Source organism: Ochrobactrum sp. RH2CCR150 (assembly GCA_014138095.1).
GTDB classification, from domain to species: Bacteria; Pseudomonadota; Alphaproteobacteria; order Rhizobiales; family Rhizobiaceae; genus Brucella; species Brucella gambitense.
The window spans coordinates 34,857-51,335 of the sequence record JACGXE010000014.1 but is presented as its reverse complement, the minus strand read 5'-3'; the positions used below and the strand labels follow the sequence as shown (position 1 = coordinate 51,335).

The following is a 16,479-nucleotide window of genomic DNA, read 5'->3' as shown; positions in this document are numbered from 1 at the left end:
TCGAAATCGCAAGCGTGGAGCGTGTTTGCCTTACCAGCTGTTGTAGGAGAGGAACTTGCCGCTCATGCGGATTTCGATGCGTTCACCCTTCGGGTTAGGCACCTTGTCTACGCTCATCTCGAAATCGATGGCGCTCATGATGCCGTTGCCGCTCTTTTCCTGAATGAGTTCCTTCAGCGTCGGGCCATAGACCCCTACGATTTCGTAAAGGCGATAGATGCAAGGGTCTGTCGGAACAGTGCGGTCCCATTCCTTGGTCGGATACTCCGCCAGCACGACGCCTGCTTCCTGGGGTAGACCGAGATTGATCACCAACTTGTCCGCCTTGTCACGTGGTAAGGCATTCATGCCAAGACAGGCCGAAGTGACGAACACTTCGCTCATGCCTATACCTTCGGCAATCGATGCCCAGGTCAGACCGGCAAGCCGCTTTTTCTCATAGATCAAATCGGTGACGTCGCTTTTGCGCAACATGCTATCTCCTCTTGTTGGTTGATTGCACCAGTGTCGGTTCATTCAGATGGCAAGCGCGAGGTAAATGGTGTCGCCCTCCTGCTTGACGGGAAACGTCCGCGTGGCACCGTCGTCGGCGCCCTGCGCCTTGCCAGTCGCAAGATTGATGACCCAGTTATGCAGCGGACAGGTCACGCAATCATCGTGAACAATGCCCTGACTGAGCGGGCCATTCTTGTGAGGACAACGATCCTCGATGGCGAACAGACGGTCGTCGAACGTGCGAAAGACCGCAATCGTCGTTGGCCCGTTTTTTACACAACGCGATCCCTGACGGGGGATGTCATCCATTGTGCCGATGGCAATCCAGTTCCTGACCATCTCGTTCATTCAGCAGCCTCCGCGGTCAAAACAGCCATGGGCTTGAATTCGTGTTTGTCCTTGCCGGAGACACGTTCGGACCATGGGTCGACCTGTGCGAATTTTTGGGAAAAGACGAAGCGGTCGTAATAGGTCTGGCGCTTGTCCGGATCGTCCATGATCTGGCGGCGGATTTCATCAAGACCGATGCGCTTGGCCCATTTATAGATGCGTTCCAGATAACGGGCCTGCTCGCGATACATCTGCGTCAACGCCACAATATGCTCCAGCGCTTCGTCTTCGGTTGGCACCAGCCCCAGAACTTCCGTGCCCTTGATATCGAGACCGGCGGCGCCGGCGAAGTGGATTTCGAAACCGGAATCCACACAAATGACGCCGATGTCCTTGCAGGTCGCTTCCGCGCAGTTGCGTGGGCAACCGGAGACCGCCAATTTCAGCTTGGCAGGGGTCCACGACCCCCACATGAATTTCTCGATGCGGATACCAAGACCTGTAGAATCCTGCGTGCCGAACCGGCACCAATCCGAGCCCACGCAGGTTTTCACCGTGCGCAATCCCTTGGCGTAGGCCTGACCGGAGATGAAGCCCGCCTTGCCGAGATCTGACCAGACCGCTGGTAACTGGTCTTTTTCGATTCCCAGCAGATCAATGCGCTGTCCACCTGTAACCTTGACCATCGGAATGGCAAACTTGTCCACTACATCGGCGATGGCGCGCAGTTCGCTCGAATTGGTCACGCCGCCCCACATTCGGGGCACGACGGAATAGGTGCCATCCTTCTGGATATTGGCGTGCACACGCTCATTGATGAAACGCGACTGGTAGTCATCGGCATACTCATCGGGCCAGTCGCAGACGAGGTAGTAGTTAAGCGCCGGACGGCATTTGGCGCAACCGCATGATGTTTTCCATTCCAGCTCCTGCATGACGGCGGGAATGGTCTTGAGCTTCTTCGCCTTGATGAGCCTGCGCACTTCGTCATGACCGAGATCAGTACAGCCGCACATGGGTTGCACCGTCTTGGGATTGTAGCTGTCGCCAAGCGTCAGCGTCATAAGTTGTTCGACCAGACCTGTACACGAACCGCAAGACGCGGACGCCTTTGTGTGAGCTCGCACGTCATCGAGAGAGGTCAGGCCCTTTTCGCTTATCGTCGAGACGATTTTACCCTTGCAAACGCCGTTGCAGCCGCAGATTTCCGCATCATCCGGCAAGGCTGCAACGGCCGCCATAGGGTCCAGCGGGGTTCCTCCCTGATAGGTCTGTCCGAAGATCAGCGTATCGCGCATTGCCGAAATATCGGTCGCCTTTTTCTTCAGATCGTTGAACCAGGCACCGTCGGCCGTTTCTCCATAGAGGACGGTACCGATGATCCGGTTTTCTCTGATCACAAGCCGCTTATAGATGCCCGCAGTCGCATCGCGCAGCACGATCTCTTCGCGGTCCGGACCATCGGCAAAATCGCCCAGCGAGAAGAGGTCAATGCCTGTGACCTTCAGCTTGGTCGGCGTGTCGGAATGGGTAAAGGACGGAGTGTTGTCGCCTGCCAGATGTGAGGCGGCGACACGTGCCATTTCGTAAAGCGGAGCGACAAGACCGTAGACCATGCCGCCTACTTCCGCACATTCGCCCAGCGATAGAATGCTGGTATCGGATGTCCGCATCCCAGCATCCACGACGATACCACGATTGACGTCCAAACCGGCCTCTCTCGCCAGACCTACATTGGGGCGAATACCGACGGCCATCACCACCAGTGTGGCAGGTATAAGGGTGCCGTCGTCAAGCTCGACGCCTTCAACCTTGCCGTTGCCGATAATGGCCTTGGTATTAGCTTTGCAGATGACCTTGATACCGCGCTCCTCGACGGCACGCTGCAGCAGATAGCCGGCGGCGGGATCGAGCTGGCGTTCCATCAATGTGGGCATGACATGCAGCACCGTCACATCCATGCCACGCTGGGCAAGGCCTGCCGCCGCTTCCAGCCCCAGCAACCCGCCGCCAATGACGATGGCTTTTTCACGCGATTGGGCGGCGACCAGCATTGCATCAACATCGTCCAGATCGCGGTAGCTGATGACACCGGGCAGGTCCTTGCCCGGCACAGGAAGGATGAAAGGCACTGAACCTGTGGCAATCACCAGCTTGTCATAGCTTTCCGTTACACCATGATCCGATGTCACGGTCTTGGCATCGCGGTCGATGGCGACAATCTTGTGGCCCTTATAGAGCGTGATGCCGTGCTTGATGTACCAGCCATCACCATGGATGACGATCTGCTCATAGGTCTTCTCGCCGGAGAGGACTGGCGAGAGCATGATGCGGTCATAATTGACACGGGGCTCGGCGTTGAAAATGGTTACTTCATACCGGTCCGGTGCCTGCTCGAACAAATGCTCCAGCATGCGGCCCGGCGCCATGCCATTGCCGATGATAACGAGTTTCTCAGCCATAGGATTACTCCGCAGCTTCTACGAAGCGATGACGCTCGTAGAGGAACTTCAAAACAGCCTCGCGGCATTTCAGATAGGTGCGGTCGGAGGCCAGCTCGATGCGATTGCGCGGGCGCGGGATAGCGACATCGAGCACTTCGCCTATCTTCGCCGCCGGACCATTGGTCATCATCACGATGCGGTCGGAGAGCAGGACCGCTTCATCCACATCATGGGTGATCATCACCATCGTGTTGCCAAGCCGGGCGTGGATTTCCATGACTGCATCCTGAAGATGGGCGCGGGTCAGCGCGTCCAGTGCGCCAAAAGGCTCGTCGAGCAGCAGTATTTTCGGTTCCATAGCCAATGCACGGGCGATGCCAACGCGCTGCTTCATGCCGCCGGAAATTTCTGACGGGCGCTTGTCTTTTGCATGCGCCATCTGGACGAGGTCGAGATTGGTCATGACCCAGTCATGCCGTTCAGCTCTGGTCTTGCTGGACCGGAAAACCTTCGTCACCGCAAGATTGACGTTCTCGTAAACCGACAGCCAGGGTAGCAACGAATGGTTCTGGAACACCACGGCCCGTTCAGGCCCCGGTGCATTGACTTCCTTGTTTTCGAGCAGGACTGCACCGGATGAGACTGGCGTCAGCCCGGCAATCAGGTTCAAAAGCGTGGACTTTCCACAACCGGAGTGGCCGATGATGGAAACGAATTCACCCTTGGAGATCGAAAGATTGATGTCTTTGAGGACTTCCGAGCGGTCGAAATCTTTGTCGATATGGTCGAGCTTGAGATAAGCGTTCATATCTCTTCTCCTTAGCTTACAGACGCATTGCGCGTGACAAGTCGACCGGCTGCTGCGACCAGCTTGTCGAGCGCGAAGCCGACAAAGCCGATATAGGCGAGGGCGACGATGATGTCGGACAGACGTGAGGAGTTCCACGCGTCCCAGATGAAGAACCCGATACCGACGCCGCCGGTCAGCATTTCGGCCGCTACGATGGCAAGCCAGGAGAGGCCGACGCCGATCCGGAGGCCGGTAAAGATATAGGGTGCAGCCGATGGCAACATGATTTTGAAGAAGAACTCAAACTGGTTGAGGCGCAGCACTTTGGCGACGTTGCGATAATCCTGCGGAATATTGCGCACGCCGACCGCGGTGTTGATGATGATCGGCCAGATTGAAGTGATGAAGATAACGAAAATCGCTGACGGATTGGCGTTCTGGAACGCAGCAAGCGATAAGGGCAACCAAGCCAGCGGCGGTACAGTGCGCAGCACCTGAAAGATCGGATCAAGGCCACGCATCGCCCATACTGACTGGCCGATGACCGCGCCAATCACAACGCCGGCAATAGCAGCGAGGCCAAAGCCGTAGGCGACACGTTCCAGCGAGACGAGCACGCGCCAGCCAAGCCCGATATCCTGAGACCCATAATTGAAGAAGGGATAGGCGATCAGATCATAACTATCCTCCCAGACTTTGGATGGTGCAGGCAAGGATGCGTCAGGGGCGGCACAAAGGAGTTGCCAGATACCCAGCAGTACGGCCAGCACCACCAACGGCGGTGCGATGTTACGCACGGCACCGCGCGCCAGCGCACTTATATCGAGGCCAGATCTGGGCTGCTGGGCTAGCCGGACGACATTTACGGCAGTCTTTGTCGCTTTTGGTGTTAGCGGCGTAACGACGGTTTGATCTTTCAGCACGGCGGACATGTAGCGCTCCTCTTCGAAAGGGAGGGAGACGCGCTGGTTGCGCGCCCCAGATTGACTTAGGACGCAACCTTGATCGCGAGACTGTCGAGATAGGCAGAAGGGTTTTCCGGATCGAAGACCTTGCCGTCGAAGAACGTTTCCTTGCCGCGTGACGTCGAAGCTGGAATATCCGCCGCTGCGACGCCGAGATCCTTTGCGGCATCGCGCCAGATATCTTCGCGATTGACCTGATCGACCAGTGTCTTGATGTCCGTATCAGGCGCGAATTTACCCCAGCGGATGTTTTCCGCGATGAACCAGGTATCGTGGCTTTTGAACGGATAGGATGCGCCGTGCGCCCAGAATTTCATCTGCAGGTCGGTGCCTTGCACAACACGACCATTGCCGTAATTGATGTCGCCCTTGAGACGACCCAGCACATCCTTCGGCGGCACGTTGAACCATTGACGTTTGCCAAGGATGTCTGCCATTTCCGCCTTGTTGTCCATGCTTTCGCACCATTGCTGGGCTTCCATTACAGCCATGAGTAGGGCTTTTGCGGCATTCGGATTTTTCTCAATCCAGTCGGCGCGCATGCCGAGCGCTTTTTCCGGATGATGTTTCCAGATTTCACCTGTCGTCGCTGCTGTGAAGCCGATACCCTGGTTGACCAGCTGCTCGTTCCATGGCTCACCGACGCAGAACAGATCCATATTCCCGACTTTCATGTTGGCGACCATTTGCGGTGGTGGGACAACGATGGTCGAAACGTCCTTGTCGGGGTCAATGCCACCTGCGGCGAGCCAATAGCGGATCCACAGATCGTGTGTGCCGCCGGGGAAGGTCATCGCGGCTTTGATCTCTTTGCCGTCCGCCTTCTTCTTTTCAAAGGCCGCCTTCAATTTGGATGAATCCAGCTGGACACCGGTATCGGCATATTCTTTGGCAACCGAAATAGCCTGACTGTCGTAATTCAGTCGCGCCAGCAGGGCCATTGGTACTGGCTGGTTGTTCTGCGTTACCTTGCCGGTATGGATGAGATATGGAAGCGGCGAAAGGATGTGCGCGCCATCGATGCCGTTTGACGCGCCGCCCAGCACGAGATTGTCACGTGTTGCGCCCCAGGACGCCTGCTTGGCGACCTCGACATCCGGCAGGCCGTGCTTTTCAAACAGGCCCTTTTCCTTGGCCACGATCAGCGGCGCCGCATCGGTTAGTGCGATGTAGCCGAGCTTGGCACCATTGACTTCGGGTCCACCGTTGGCTGCAAAGGCTCCGCCGGGAAAGGTCGAGCGAATTGCGGTGAAAAGAGCAGCAGTGGCGCTGGTCTTCAGAATGCTACGCCGGGTGATGCCGGTTCTGGTTTCTGCCTTCTTATGCGTTGTCATCAGCTGGCTTCCCCTATGCTGGCCTTGGTGACTGTTCGTTCCGCTGCCTCGAATCCGGACACAAAAAAACGCCGCCTGGAGATCGCATCCTCGAACGTTGAGTTCGCGGTGCAATTCCTTGCGACGTCGGTGTCGTGACAGGAGCGGTATATGGCTCGCTTGTTGCTCCAGTCGCCGTTGACCGGTGCATAAGTTTAACAAGCAAGAAGCGTGCCAGATTTCTAAAAGTTTTGCAAGTGATTGAAAATACGAAGTTTAAAGGGGCGAGAAAATGGACAGTCTCTGCTCCATGTCGATATGCTTCTGACTGTAGTTTAGGCGCTTATGACAGGATATGCCGTCTGTTGTGCAATCAATTTGGGCATTAACAGCTCAATCTTCCGACACACTCCGCCCCGTAGAGGTCTCACGTCGCACATCAAATCCTTGCACGTAAGTCTCTATGTCCGACGGGTCGAAAGCTCGGCCATCCATGAAGCGGTCCTTAGTGCTGATGCCTTCAACGGCATTCCCTTCGAAGGGCGGATGCGAAATGCCAAGGGCCGTACAATAGAGGTCCGGTCGGTAGGATTGAGCCGCTTTTTGCTGCGCCGATTGCGATGCCTCTATCTGCCCCCAGCGCACCATTTGGCTATAGATCCACATCGCATCATTGGGGCGGGGGCAATTGGCAAAATCGGTATGGAAGGTGAAGTAATGCTCGATAACGCGGTGATTGCCTTGCGAGTCGAGATTAAACGTTCCTGCTAGCACGTTGCGGACGACCTTCTGAGACACGCCAAGATAATGATCGTCCGCCAGAACTTCGGCCAGCGCGTCGTGATTTTCGATGCTGTCGCACCAGCGTGCCGCCTTGTCGAGAGCGACAATGAGGCGAGACACGGTTTCGGGATGAGTTTCGGCCCATTCCGGACGCATGCCAATGACCTTTTCGGGCGCTGACGGCCAGATGTCCTGCTTGGCGGCAACAATGCGCCCGGTGCCGCGTTCGGAGGCCACCATGTTCCACGGCGCGCCGACGCAGAAGCCATCGATGGCACCGGTCGCCAGTGCATCCGAGGTTAGGGGTGGCGGTACCACGACAAGCTTTACATCATTGTCGGGGTCGATGCCGCCTGCTGCCAGCCAGTAGCGAAATTCATAGTTGTGTGGCGAAAAAGGGTAGGTAATGGCGAGTTTTAAAAGTGGTTCGCCACGCGATTGTATGTCCCGCACGACCAAAGCGAGTGCCTGCGCATTTTCAAGCGCAGTTGCGGTTTCTGCCAGACTGGCGGTTGCGCGCATTTTCTCGTAAAGCCGTGTTGAAAGCGTAATCGCATTGCCACCTCGCCCCAAAGAAAAAGGCGTAATCGCTGGTGATGGGTTGGATCCCAGCCCTAGCATGGACGCCACGGGCATCGGCGACAGCATGTGCGCAATATCGAACTGTCGAAAAGCCAGTCGGTCACGAACGTTGGCCCAGGAAACGTCTTTGACAAGATCCAGGCTCAGACCTTCAATCCTTGCGAAACCAAATTCGGCAGCAGCGATTAGCACGGCTGCGTCAACAAGCGGAATGAAGCCCGCGCGCAATATCTTGATTTCTTTGCCCGCAATGCCGGCAGGCTTGGCAAGGCTGCTGCCCGTTTCAACAATTCTGGTCGGTATGTTCATTCGCTCATGCTCCCGGAATTGTTTGCCCAGGGTTTAAGTTCACATGTCATTTCATGAGCAGCCCGGCTGCGGTCACGATGCTTTGGGCAATGTCCGACATTTTCTTTTTTTCGTTCATGGCGGTTTGCCGAAGTAGCGAAAATGCGTCTTCTTCGGAAAGGCCTCGCATCTTCATGAGAATGCCCTTGGCGCGCTCAACGACTTTTCTTTCCTCCAGCGCAGATCTGGCATCCGCCAGTTCTCGCTGCAGACGGCTGAAGGCATTGAAGCGACTGACCGCCATATCAAGGATGGGCTTTACGCGCTCCTTCTTCAATCCGTCCACGATATAGGCAGAGACACCTGCTTCAACGGCCGCCTCGATGGAGGCCGTATCGGATCTGTCGACAAACATGGCGATTGGGCGGCTGATTGTGCGCGTCAATTGGAACAGATGCTCCATCATGTCACGGTTGGGGTTCTCGATGTCGATGACAATCACGTCTGGATTGAGTGTTTCAACCATCCGGGCAACGCCGTGCATCTCATTGATAACGACGACCTTACCGTGGCCCGCCTCGCGCAATCCTTCCTCGATGATCGAGGAGCGAATGGCGTTCTCGTCAATGATCAGAATGGTGAGGTCCGGGCGCTTCATGCGCCATTGTTGCCGTAGAGAAACCGGCTTGGCAATAGCCAAAAGTCTATTTATTAATCATTTTATTTATTGACTATTTTTTAATCTAAAATGGCGGATTAAGAGGCAAAAATGAATTTGCAACATAGTGCCGGGCCTAGTTTTCTCGCTCCCGTTTGCGCGATCATTGCCAGCCCGTTCACCGTTTGATGGAATGTGAAACGAGCGCATAACGGATGACGTCCCCGAACGTAGTTGACATTAAGAACGGTTAGAGAAATGGCTAAACCCGGCCAAAGGACGCGAAACGGCAGAAGCTGGAGGAAATTGGCGCCGTCGAACAGAAGGCGCCTTAGGTTGGGAAATCTATTACGATCCGGTCCAACAAATACATGCACAATATCATTGAGCAGGATCATGAGTATATCAAACGCCGGATGAGATCCATGCTCGGCTTCGAGTTCGATGCCGCTGCAAGCCTAGCGCTCGCCGGTACTGGGCTCCTTTACATAATGCGGAAGCTGCAAGGCAATTTCGACTCAACCGCACTGCTTTCCCGGGAAAGCAATTCTCAGCGCCCGCGGCATAATTGCGCCTGCAGATCAATCGTGCTCCGTGCGAAATGAATGTTTGCAACCGAACCCTGGAGACCGATACGGGTTTAAATTCTTGACTCATAATCAGTTACCCTGCTGAACAATTCGCGTTTGGCGCGGAATGCTTGCTCTCGGGGCCTAATCGACCGCCAATCTGAAAGTTGACCTTTATTGTCCGACATAGCGGGCCCGTGGCCTGATTAGTTTGTCGTCCAGCTTCTGTTCCAGAGCATGAGCTATCCAACCAACAGTTCGCGCGATGGCAAAAATTGCCAATGCGGAGCCGCGAGGCAAATTGAGACTTCGCCGTAGGCTCACCAGTGCCACATCACAGGTGGGCAATTGCCCGGCGGTGTCATTCATTATCTGCAGAAATTCGTCTCTTCTTGCATTCGGTGGAAGATAGGGAAGCAGGCCAGTCGCGCGCGGATCACCGTCCGGATAGAGCGGATGATGAAAGCCGGGGATGGTTTCACCTCGCCGCAGACGTTCTTCGATCACCCGTTCTATATCGCCATCGTTGTCCAATTCGTCGAATAGCAGTTCGACAAGGCTCGTCATTCCACCGTGCAAAGGGCCACTCAGTGCAGAAAGCCCCGCATTCAGGCATGCGCCCAGAGAAGCGCCCGTTGAAGCAACAACCCGCACGGCAAATGCTGATGCATTAAGCTCGTGATCTGCCTGAAGGACCAGTGCGCGACGGATAAGATCAGCGCCCAGTTCATCCGTTTGCCAAGCATCTGCGAGAAACAGGTGGGCCGGTTTGGTATTTGGTTGGCTTGAAGTGCAGGCTCCGACGATAGCCCGCAATATAACCGCTGCGCCAGGCCATAGACGTCGATTGTCGCGCCGCCATGTGGTGAGGCGACCCGCTTCAACGAGGGGAAGAAGCGTCTGGCACCGTTCTGTGAGCGGCAGATTGTTTGCAAGGTCAAGAATTGGCCATGGCCAAGGTGGCGGGGTTGCCTTTGCATCGGCAAAGGGGTCAGCGTCACCGCAATTCCATAACAGGCAAGCCACCTCTTCCAAGGTCGCTTTCTCGGAGAGATCAAGAGCGTTGTGACCCCGATAGCACAGGCTGCCTTCCGCGATTTCGGTAATGGCCGATTCCAGAACGGGCAGTCCCCAATCAAGTGCGTTGGCAGCTACCTGTCCCGGCCGCCGTCCCACGGCCTTCCTTTTCTTCAACGCCTCAATGTCATGCGTGCTGTAGAGTTTGCGGCGGGGATCATCGGAAGCAATACTTGTACGGATCAGCCCACGGCTCACATAGGCATAGAGCGTTGCCCGGCTGACACCAAGCTCAGCAGAGGCGCGATCAGCGGTTATAAACTTGTCGGCGTGCTGCATTTTTGATCTCGTATTGATTACATGAATCAAGATTGACCATATATGTGCGCTCCGCCATCCTCAAGCGTATTCGCATCGAACCGAGGAGAATGACATGTCCGCAACCCCCGCTATTATTCGCCAAACTTCGGCTTTTGGCCTTGATGATGTCGTCGCGGCGGAGACCATGCTGAGCCATGTGGACGGACAGGCAGGCGAGCTTGTGATCCGAGGCCATCACCTCGCGGAACTTGCCGACTGGTCTTTCGAGCAGGTGTTGGAATTGCTTTGGCAGGAGCAGATCTCGCCAGTAGTCACTGCACGGGACATTCTCTATCAATTGGGCATGGCACGGCAACGCGTCTTTGAGCTGATGCAACCTTTGCTGCCAGCTCTTTCGCGCCTCTCATCGGTCGAGGCACTGCGTCTTCTCCTGTCGGCGCTGCCAGATAATGAAAAGATGCCACATCACATCATCACTGTTGCTGCTGTCCCGGTTTTCACCGCAGCAATCATTCGCGACAAACAAGGACTCGCCCCAATTGCACCTAATGGCGCACTCGCGCACTCGGCAGATTTCCTGCGGATGCTGTCCGGTGTGCAGCGTTCGCCGGAGAAGGTGAGGGCGCTCGATACTTACATGACCACAGTTGCCGATCACGGGCTGAACGCCTCGACTTTCACCGCCCGTGTGATTGCCTCGACGGGAGCCGGGCTGCTTTCGTCGGTTGTCGGTGCGCTCTGCGCTTTGAAAGGACCTCTCCATGGTGGAGCTCCGGGCCCGGTGCTTGATATGCTGGACGCGATTGGAACCGATGCAAATATCGAGCCTTGGTTGCAGGATGCGCTGGCTCGCGGGGAGCGCCTGATGGGCTTTGGTCATCGTATATATCGTGTTCGTGACCCACGAGCCGACGTGCTGAAGGGGGCTCTGTCTACCCTCAAGGAGGGCTCCGCTCGCATTTCTTTCGCGGGCAAAGTGGAGGAGGCAGCATTGGCCCTCCTGAAGCAAAAGAAGCCGCTTCGCCCTCTGCAAACGAATGTTGAGTTCTATACTGCACTGGTGTTGGAAACTGTGGGTTTTCCGCGTGATAGCTTTACCAATGTCTTCGCTGCTGGCCGTATGGCAGGATGGACCGCGCATGTGCTGGAACAGGAGCGCACGGGACGGTTGATCCGACCGCAATCCCGCTATACGGGGCCGCAGCCACGCTGAAATTTGCCAGATGAGAGGGGATCAGTTCAACTTCGCTGGTGAATCGCGACGAACTGATGCTGTATATAGTCCCCGGCGTTGGCGGGCGGTTCTGTCTTGGAATTCAGCTTGCTATGTAACCAGGGTAAAGCACGTCGAACACCTTCGCTGTCTTCCGGTCAATAACCTCTACAAGTTGGTCGTAACCGGAGCGTGAGATCTGCGACGTAGGCCGAACGGTCGCGCCTGCTCCTTCCAGGACTTGCTGAAACGCCCGGACGCCTCGCTTGGGCTCGCCGTTGAAGGAACCGATTTCGTCCAACAAGTCCTCCTCAACCGTGGTCAACAGGGCGCTGTCGGTCGTCGGTTGTCGGCTATGTTGGTCTGGAAGCATTCTGAAAAGGTCGAACAACAAAAGGAGACCACTATGCAGCCGATCATATTTCAGCATGTCGACCAAGCTACTTTCAGCTTCCCTGGGCGTTGAGCCGCAAGATTGCCAGTATCGAAACACAGAAACGATAAATGCTTCGTCGCTGGTCAGATCAGAAAAGCCAAGCGGGGTGAATTCTTCGGTTTCCATAAATCCAGTCCAATAGAAGATGTATGCTCTCGTTTTTTAGTCGATAAAAGTTGAGTAAGAAACACCAGTTTTATTGAAATTCAGTATCTTGTCATGCGGCCAATGTTGGCGTACTCAAACCCCGGGTCGATTGGAAATATCGTTCAATAGCGGTGCATTTCGGCACCTCAAGCCTCAAGATGTTGGAATTGCGATGAATCTTTATCTGGATTACTTGGCTGAAATCGAAAGCAGAAAAAAACAAGGGCTTGCTCCCAAGCCGATTGACGATGGCAGGCTCACCAGTGAAATCATCGCGCTGATCGAGGACGCTGGCAGCGAGCATCGGAAAGACGCCCTGCATTTCTTCATCTATAATACGCTGCCGGGCACGACGAGTGCGGCTGGCGCCAAGGCTGCATTCCTGAAGAAAATTGTACTGGGCGAAACCGTCGTCCCGGAAATCACGCCCGAATTTGCCCTCGACCTTCTGTCGCACATGAAGGGCGGGCCTTCGGTGGAAGTGCTGCTCGACATCACGCTTGGAGACAACGCCGCGATTGCTGAGAAGGCTGGCGAGATTCTTAAGACTCAGGTCTTCCTCTACGACGCTGACATGTTCCGCCTTCGCGATGCCTATAAGGCAGGCAGTGCCGTCGCCAAGGATGTTCTCGAAAGCTATGCCAAGGCAGAGTTTTTCACAAAGCTCCCGGACGTTGAAGACGAAATCAAGGTCGTAACTTTCATCGCCGCAGAAGGCGATATCTCGACCGACCTTCTTTCCCCGGGCAACCAGGCACATTCGCGCTCCGACCGTCAGCTTCATGGTCAGTGCATGATCACGCCTGAAGCACAGCAGGAAATTGTAGCACTTCAAAAGCAGCATCCCGACAAGCGCGTGATGATGATCGCCGAAAAAGGCACGATGGGCGTCGGCTCGTCGCGCATGTCCGGCGTCAACAACGTGGCACTGTGGACCGGCAAGCAGGCCAGCCCCTATGTGCCATTCGTCAACTTCGCCCCGGTTGTCGCTGGTACCAACGGCATTTCGCCGATCTTCGCAACCACTGTCGACGTGACCGGCGGCATTGGCATCAACCTGAAGAACTGGGTCAAGAAGCTCGATGAGAACGGCAAGCCGATCCTTAACAATGACGGTAACCCGATCCTCGAGCAGAAATTCTCGGTCGAGACCGGAACGGTGCTGAAGATCGACGCCAAGAACAAGAAGCTGCGTGATGAAGCTGGCAACGAGCTGGTCGATGTCGCTTCCTCGTTCACACCGCAGAAGATGGAATTCATGAAGGCGGGCAGCTCTTACGCTATCGTCTTCGGCAAGAAGCTGCAGACTTTCGCAGCCCAGACGCTTGGTGTCGAGGCGACGCCGGTTTTTGCTCCGAACAAGGAACTCTCGATTGAAGGTCAGGGTCTGACGGCTGTCGAGAAGATCTTCAATCGCAACGCCGTTGGCGTAACGCCTGGCAAGGTGTTGCATGCCGGTTCCGACGTGCGCGTGACGGTCAACATCGTCGGTTCGCAGGACACGACCGGTCTTATGACTGCGCAAGAACTTGAGGCGATGGCGGCTACCACCATTTCGCCACTTGTGGATGGCGCTTATCAGTCGGGCTGTCACACGGCGTCGGTCTGGGACAAGAAGGCTCAGGTCAACATTCCGAAGCTGATGTCTTTCATGAACAATTTCGGCGTCATCACTGCACGTGACCCGAAGGGCGTCTATCATTCAATGACGGACGTCATCCACAAGGTGCTGAACGACATCACCGTGGACGACTGGGCCATCATCATCGGCGGTGACAGCCATACCCGCATGTCCAAGGGTGTTGCCTTTGGCGCGGACTCGGGCACCGTGGCTCTGGCGCTCGCCACCGGCGAAGCGACCATGCCGATCCCGCAGTCGGTCAAGGTCACCTTCAAGGGCACGATGCAGCCCTATATGGATTTCCGCGACGTGGTCCATGCCACGCAGGCTCAGATGCTCAAGCAGCACGGCGACAACGTCTTCCAGGGCCGCATTATCGAAGTGCATATCGGCACGCTGCATGCCGATCAGGCCTTCACCTTCACTGACTGGACGGCCGAGATGAAGGCCAAGGCGTCGATCTGTATCTCCGAAGATGAGACGCTGATCGAGTCGTTGGAAATCGCCAAGTCGCGTATCCAGATCATGATCGACAAGGGTATGGACAATGCTGCCCGCACGCTGCAAGGCCTGATCGACAAGGCGGATGCCCGCATCGCGGAAATCCGTTCGGGAGAAAAGCCAGCCTTGAAGCCAGACGATAATGCGAAATATTTTGCAGAGGTCGTCGTCGATCTGGACCTGATTGACGAACCGATGATCGCCGACCCGGACGTCAATAATGCCGACGTCTCGCGCCGCTATACCCATGATACGATCCGTCCGGTTTCCTATTATGGCGGCACCAAGAAGGTGGACCTCGGCTTCGTTGGCTCGTGCATGGTTCACAAGGGCGACATCAAGATCGTTGCCCAGATGCTGAAGAACCTCGAAAAAGAACAGGGCAAGGTTGAGTTCAAGGCACCGCTCGTGGTTGCTGCGCCGACCTACAACATCATCGACGAACTGAAGGCCGAAGGTGATTGGGAAATACTGCAGAAGTATTCGGGCTTCGAATTCGACGATCTGAAGCCGAAAACCGCAAACCGCACCGAATACGAGAACATTCTCTATCTCGAGCGTCCGGGCTGCAACCTCTGCATGGGTAATCAGGAAAAGGCCGAGAAGGGCGACACGGTTCTCGCGACCTCAACCCGCCTGTTCCAGGGTCGCGTCGTTGAAGACACTGCGGAAAAGAAGGGTGAATCGCTTCTCGCCTCCACACCGCTGGTAGTACTGTCGGCGATCCTCGGCCGTACGCCTAGTGTGGAAGAATATCGTTCCGCCGTTGAGGGAATAAATCTGACAAAATTCGCCCCGCCCAAGGCTACATTGATCGACTCGTTGTCGGTCCATTACTAAGGGCCGACTTCAGCCTGGACATCCATACAAGCAAATGCGAGCAAGTGTGGTGTCCAAGCTGGAAGGATCAGCATTGGTACACTATTTATTGTAACCAATGCGCGCGCAAGAAAGGCATGGCTGGTTTGTACTCAAGCAGCCATGTCACGAAACAAACTCAGGGGCGGGTTTGCGAACCTGCAATCGTCATCCTGATACACTACGAGCAATTTGACGCCTCAGATCAGATGGGCTGACGCCGTAAAAATTGCGAAACACCCTGCTGAAATAAGCGGGATCGTCGAAGCCGACACCATAAGCAATTTTCGCGATGGCGGATGCGTCGCCATGCAATATCGCAGACCGTGCCATATCAAGTCTGCGTTCAAGCAGATAGCGAGAGAATGTCGTGTTCTCTCTTTTAAATAGCTTCTGGATAGCACGGGGAGTTATCCCCTCTGCCTGGGCCAGCTCCATTATCGAGAAGCCGGCATCTATGATCCGGGCGTCAATTCGGCCTTTTATAGCCCCCATTCGTCCGGTCAGAGCCTGTTGTGTATTTCCCGCCTTCAAGTTTGCAATCAGTATTGGTAGCAATCCATAAAAGTGATTGACCATAGTCTCGGCATCACTTTCCGTCTGATAGTCTTGCTGCAACAGATAACCTGCATAGGTTACCAGTAATTGAAAAGGTAAATAGGTAATTGGAAGTGGCTGCCAATATAAACCGGAGACGTCTGCTTTGATTTGGGTGATAGCCGCCGATGGCAGATAGGCGCAATCCAAGCGTCCGCCGTCCGTGAGGATCAGCGACAGCGGCACATCTGATGGTATAAAAATGGCCTCGCCTTTAGCGAGATCAAGCCGGATCTGTCCCTGCTCGACTTGTACCGAGCCACTCATTGCACGCAAAATCAGGATGCCCGAATCTCGGGAACCGGCCGCCGACAGACGTGTGCGGATCAGTGGAAAATAGATCGTGGTCAGCGACAGCAATGCATGATTCCAAAACAGACCGCGTACATTTGACAGGTCACCTTGCGCTGGCAATACCGATGGCATCCCCATCATGTCCCGCAGTATCTTGAGGCAGGGTTTCAACCCGTCAGTCGCCCTTGAAGCCGTACTGCCAAATTTCACCGGTCTAACGCTTCCCATCTTATTCAATGCAAAAGCCCTTCAAGGTT

Annotated in this window: 13 protein-coding genes and 2 pseudogenes; 3 read left to right on the top strand and 12 right to left on the bottom strand. The window is 55.3% G+C overall.

The annotated features are described in order from the left end of the window. Positions 1–30: 30 nt before the first annotated feature. The 9 genes and pseudogenes from cynS to FHW03_RS26115 all read right to left on the bottom strand — a co-directional run. Complete coding sequence (gene cynS / locus FHW03_RS21135) at positions 31–474, bottom strand: cyanase (RefSeq protein ID WP_182522426.1); 444 nt, start codon at positions 472–474, stop codon at positions 31–33. A 42-nt stretch (positions 475–516) separates the two neighbouring features. After that, on the bottom strand, positions 517–843 hold the full coding sequence (nirD, locus tag FHW03_RS21130; protein ID WP_182522425.1) for a nitrite reductase small subunit NirD: 327 nt from the start codon (positions 841–843) through the stop codon (positions 517–519). Further along, positions 840–3,287, bottom strand: a complete 2,448-nt coding sequence (gene nirB, locus FHW03_RS21125) for a nitrite reductase large subunit NirB (protein ID WP_182522424.1) — start codon at positions 3,285–3,287, stop codon at positions 840–842. Before nirB ends, nirD begins: the two co-directional genes overlap by 4 nt. Before the next feature lie 4 nt (positions 3,288–3,291). Further along, positions 3,292–4,077, bottom strand: coding sequence for an ABC transporter ATP-binding protein (locus FHW03_RS21120; RefSeq protein ID WP_182522423.1), 786 nt, complete (start codon positions 4,075–4,077; stop codon positions 3,292–3,294). 11 nt (positions 4,078–4,088) lie between these two features. Then, positions 4,089–4,991: a nitrate ABC transporter permease gene (gene ntrB, locus FHW03_RS21115; protein WP_182522422.1), complete on the bottom strand. Its 903-nt coding sequence runs from the start codon at positions 4,989–4,991 to the stop codon at positions 4,089–4,091. Positions 4,992–5,047: 56 nt separating this feature from the next. Further along, entirely contained in the window at positions 5,048–6,358 is a 1,311-nt protein-coding gene (locus tag FHW03_RS21110; protein WP_182522421.1) for a CmpA/NrtA family ABC transporter substrate-binding protein, read from the bottom strand. 372 nt (positions 6,359–6,730) lie between these two features. Next, complete coding sequence (locus FHW03_RS21105; RefSeq protein ID WP_182522420.1) at positions 6,731–8,011, bottom strand: CmpA/NrtA family ABC transporter substrate-binding protein; 1,281 nt, start codon at positions 8,009–8,011, stop codon at positions 6,731–6,733. A gap of 46 nt (positions 8,012–8,057) precedes the next feature. Next, entirely contained in the window at positions 8,058–8,648 is a 591-nt protein-coding gene (locus FHW03_RS21100; RefSeq protein WP_182522419.1) for an ANTAR domain-containing response regulator, read from the bottom strand. A 178-nt stretch (positions 8,649–8,826) separates the two neighbouring features. Further along, a pseudogene (locus FHW03_RS26115) lies at positions 8,827–8,992 on the bottom strand (ABC transporter permease); the annotation flags it as partial. Between FHW03_RS26115 and FHW03_RS21095 the strand changes: the two are divergent. Continuing rightward, a pseudogene (locus tag FHW03_RS21095) lies at positions 8,987–9,253 on the top strand (hypothetical protein); the annotation flags it as partial. The pseudogenes FHW03_RS26115 and FHW03_RS21095 sit on opposite strands and share 6 nt — an antisense overlap. 138 nt (positions 9,254–9,391) lie before the next feature. Here FHW03_RS21095 and FHW03_RS21090 read toward each other — a convergent pair. Further along, positions 9,392–10,573 carry a citrate/2-methylcitrate synthase gene (locus FHW03_RS21090; RefSeq protein ID WP_210277358.1) on the bottom strand — a complete coding sequence of 394 codons (1,182 nt, stop codon included), beginning with the start codon at positions 10,571–10,573 and terminating at the stop codon, positions 9,392–9,394. A 94-nt stretch (positions 10,574–10,667) separates the two neighbouring features. On the opposite strand from FHW03_RS21090, the gene FHW03_RS21085 reads away from it, so the two are divergent. After that, positions 10,668–11,768, top strand: a complete 1,101-nt coding sequence (locus FHW03_RS21085; RefSeq protein WP_182522417.1) for a citrate synthase/methylcitrate synthase — start codon at positions 10,668–10,670, stop codon at positions 11,766–11,768. 103 nt (positions 11,769–11,871) lie between these two features. Here the strand turns inward: FHW03_RS21085 and FHW03_RS21080 are convergent, their stop codons facing one another. Next, positions 11,872–12,330, bottom strand: coding sequence for a hypothetical protein (locus FHW03_RS21080; protein WP_182522416.1), 459 nt, complete (start codon positions 12,328–12,330; stop codon positions 11,872–11,874). Positions 12,331–12,523: 193 nt separating this feature from the next. Here FHW03_RS21080 and FHW03_RS21075 point away from each other — a divergent pair, with 193 nt between their 5' ends. Further along, complete coding sequence (locus tag FHW03_RS21075; protein WP_182522415.1) at positions 12,524–15,313, top strand: bifunctional aconitate hydratase 2/2-methylisocitrate dehydratase; 2,790 nt, start codon at positions 12,524–12,526, stop codon at positions 15,311–15,313. A 186-nt stretch (positions 15,314–15,499) separates the two neighbouring features. Here the strand turns inward: FHW03_RS21075 and FHW03_RS21070 are convergent, their stop codons facing one another. Further along, on the bottom strand, positions 15,500–16,432 hold the full coding sequence (locus FHW03_RS21070; RefSeq protein ID WP_377515378.1) for a helix-turn-helix transcriptional regulator: 933 nt from the start codon (positions 16,430–16,432) through the stop codon (positions 15,500–15,502). Positions 16,433–16,479: the final 47 nt, after the last annotated feature.

Excerpts from the sequence above, each read along its gene's own strand:
- nirB (WP_182522424.1), bottom strand. The coding sequence starts at position 3,287 with ATGGCTGAGAAACTCGTTATCATCGGCAATGGCATGGCGCCGGGCCGC.
- FHW03_RS21075 (WP_182522415.1), top strand. The coding sequence starts at position 12,524 with ATGAATCTTTATCTGGATTACTTGGCTGAAATCGAAAGCAGAAAAAAA.
- FHW03_RS21085 (WP_182522417.1), top strand. The coding sequence starts at position 10,668 with ATGTCCGCAACCCCCGCTATTATTCGCCAAACTTCGGCTTTTGGCCTT.
- ntrB (WP_182522422.1), bottom strand. The coding sequence starts at position 4,991 with ATGTCCGCCGTGCTGAAAGATCAAACCGTCGTTACGCCGCTAACACCA.
- FHW03_RS21080 (WP_182522416.1), bottom strand. The coding sequence starts at position 12,330 with ATGGAAACCGAAGAATTCACCCCGCTTGGCTTTTCTGATCTGACCAGC.
- FHW03_RS21090 (WP_210277358.1), bottom strand. The coding sequence starts at position 10,573 with ATGCAGCACGCCGACAAGTTTATAACCGCTGATCGCGCCTCTGCTGAG.
- FHW03_RS21105 (WP_182522420.1), bottom strand. The coding sequence starts at position 8,011 with ATGAACATACCGACCAGAATTGTTGAAACGGGCAGCAGCCTTGCCAAG.
- FHW03_RS21110 (WP_182522421.1), bottom strand. The coding sequence starts at position 6,358 with ATGACAACGCATAAGAAGGCAGAAACCAGAACCGGCATCACCCGGCGT.
- FHW03_RS21120 (WP_182522423.1), bottom strand. The coding sequence starts at position 4,077 with ATGAACGCTTATCTCAAGCTCGACCATATCGACAAAGATTTCGACCGC.
- FHW03_RS21100 (WP_182522419.1), bottom strand. The coding sequence starts at position 8,648 with ATGAAGCGCCCGGACCTCACCATTCTGATCATTGACGAGAACGCCATT.
- nirD (WP_182522425.1), bottom strand. The coding sequence starts at position 843 with ATGAACGAGATGGTCAGGAACTGGATTGCCATCGGCACAATGGATGAC.
- cynS (WP_182522426.1), bottom strand. The coding sequence starts at position 474 with ATGTTGCGCAAAAGCGACGTCACCGATTTGATCTATGAGAAAAAGCGG.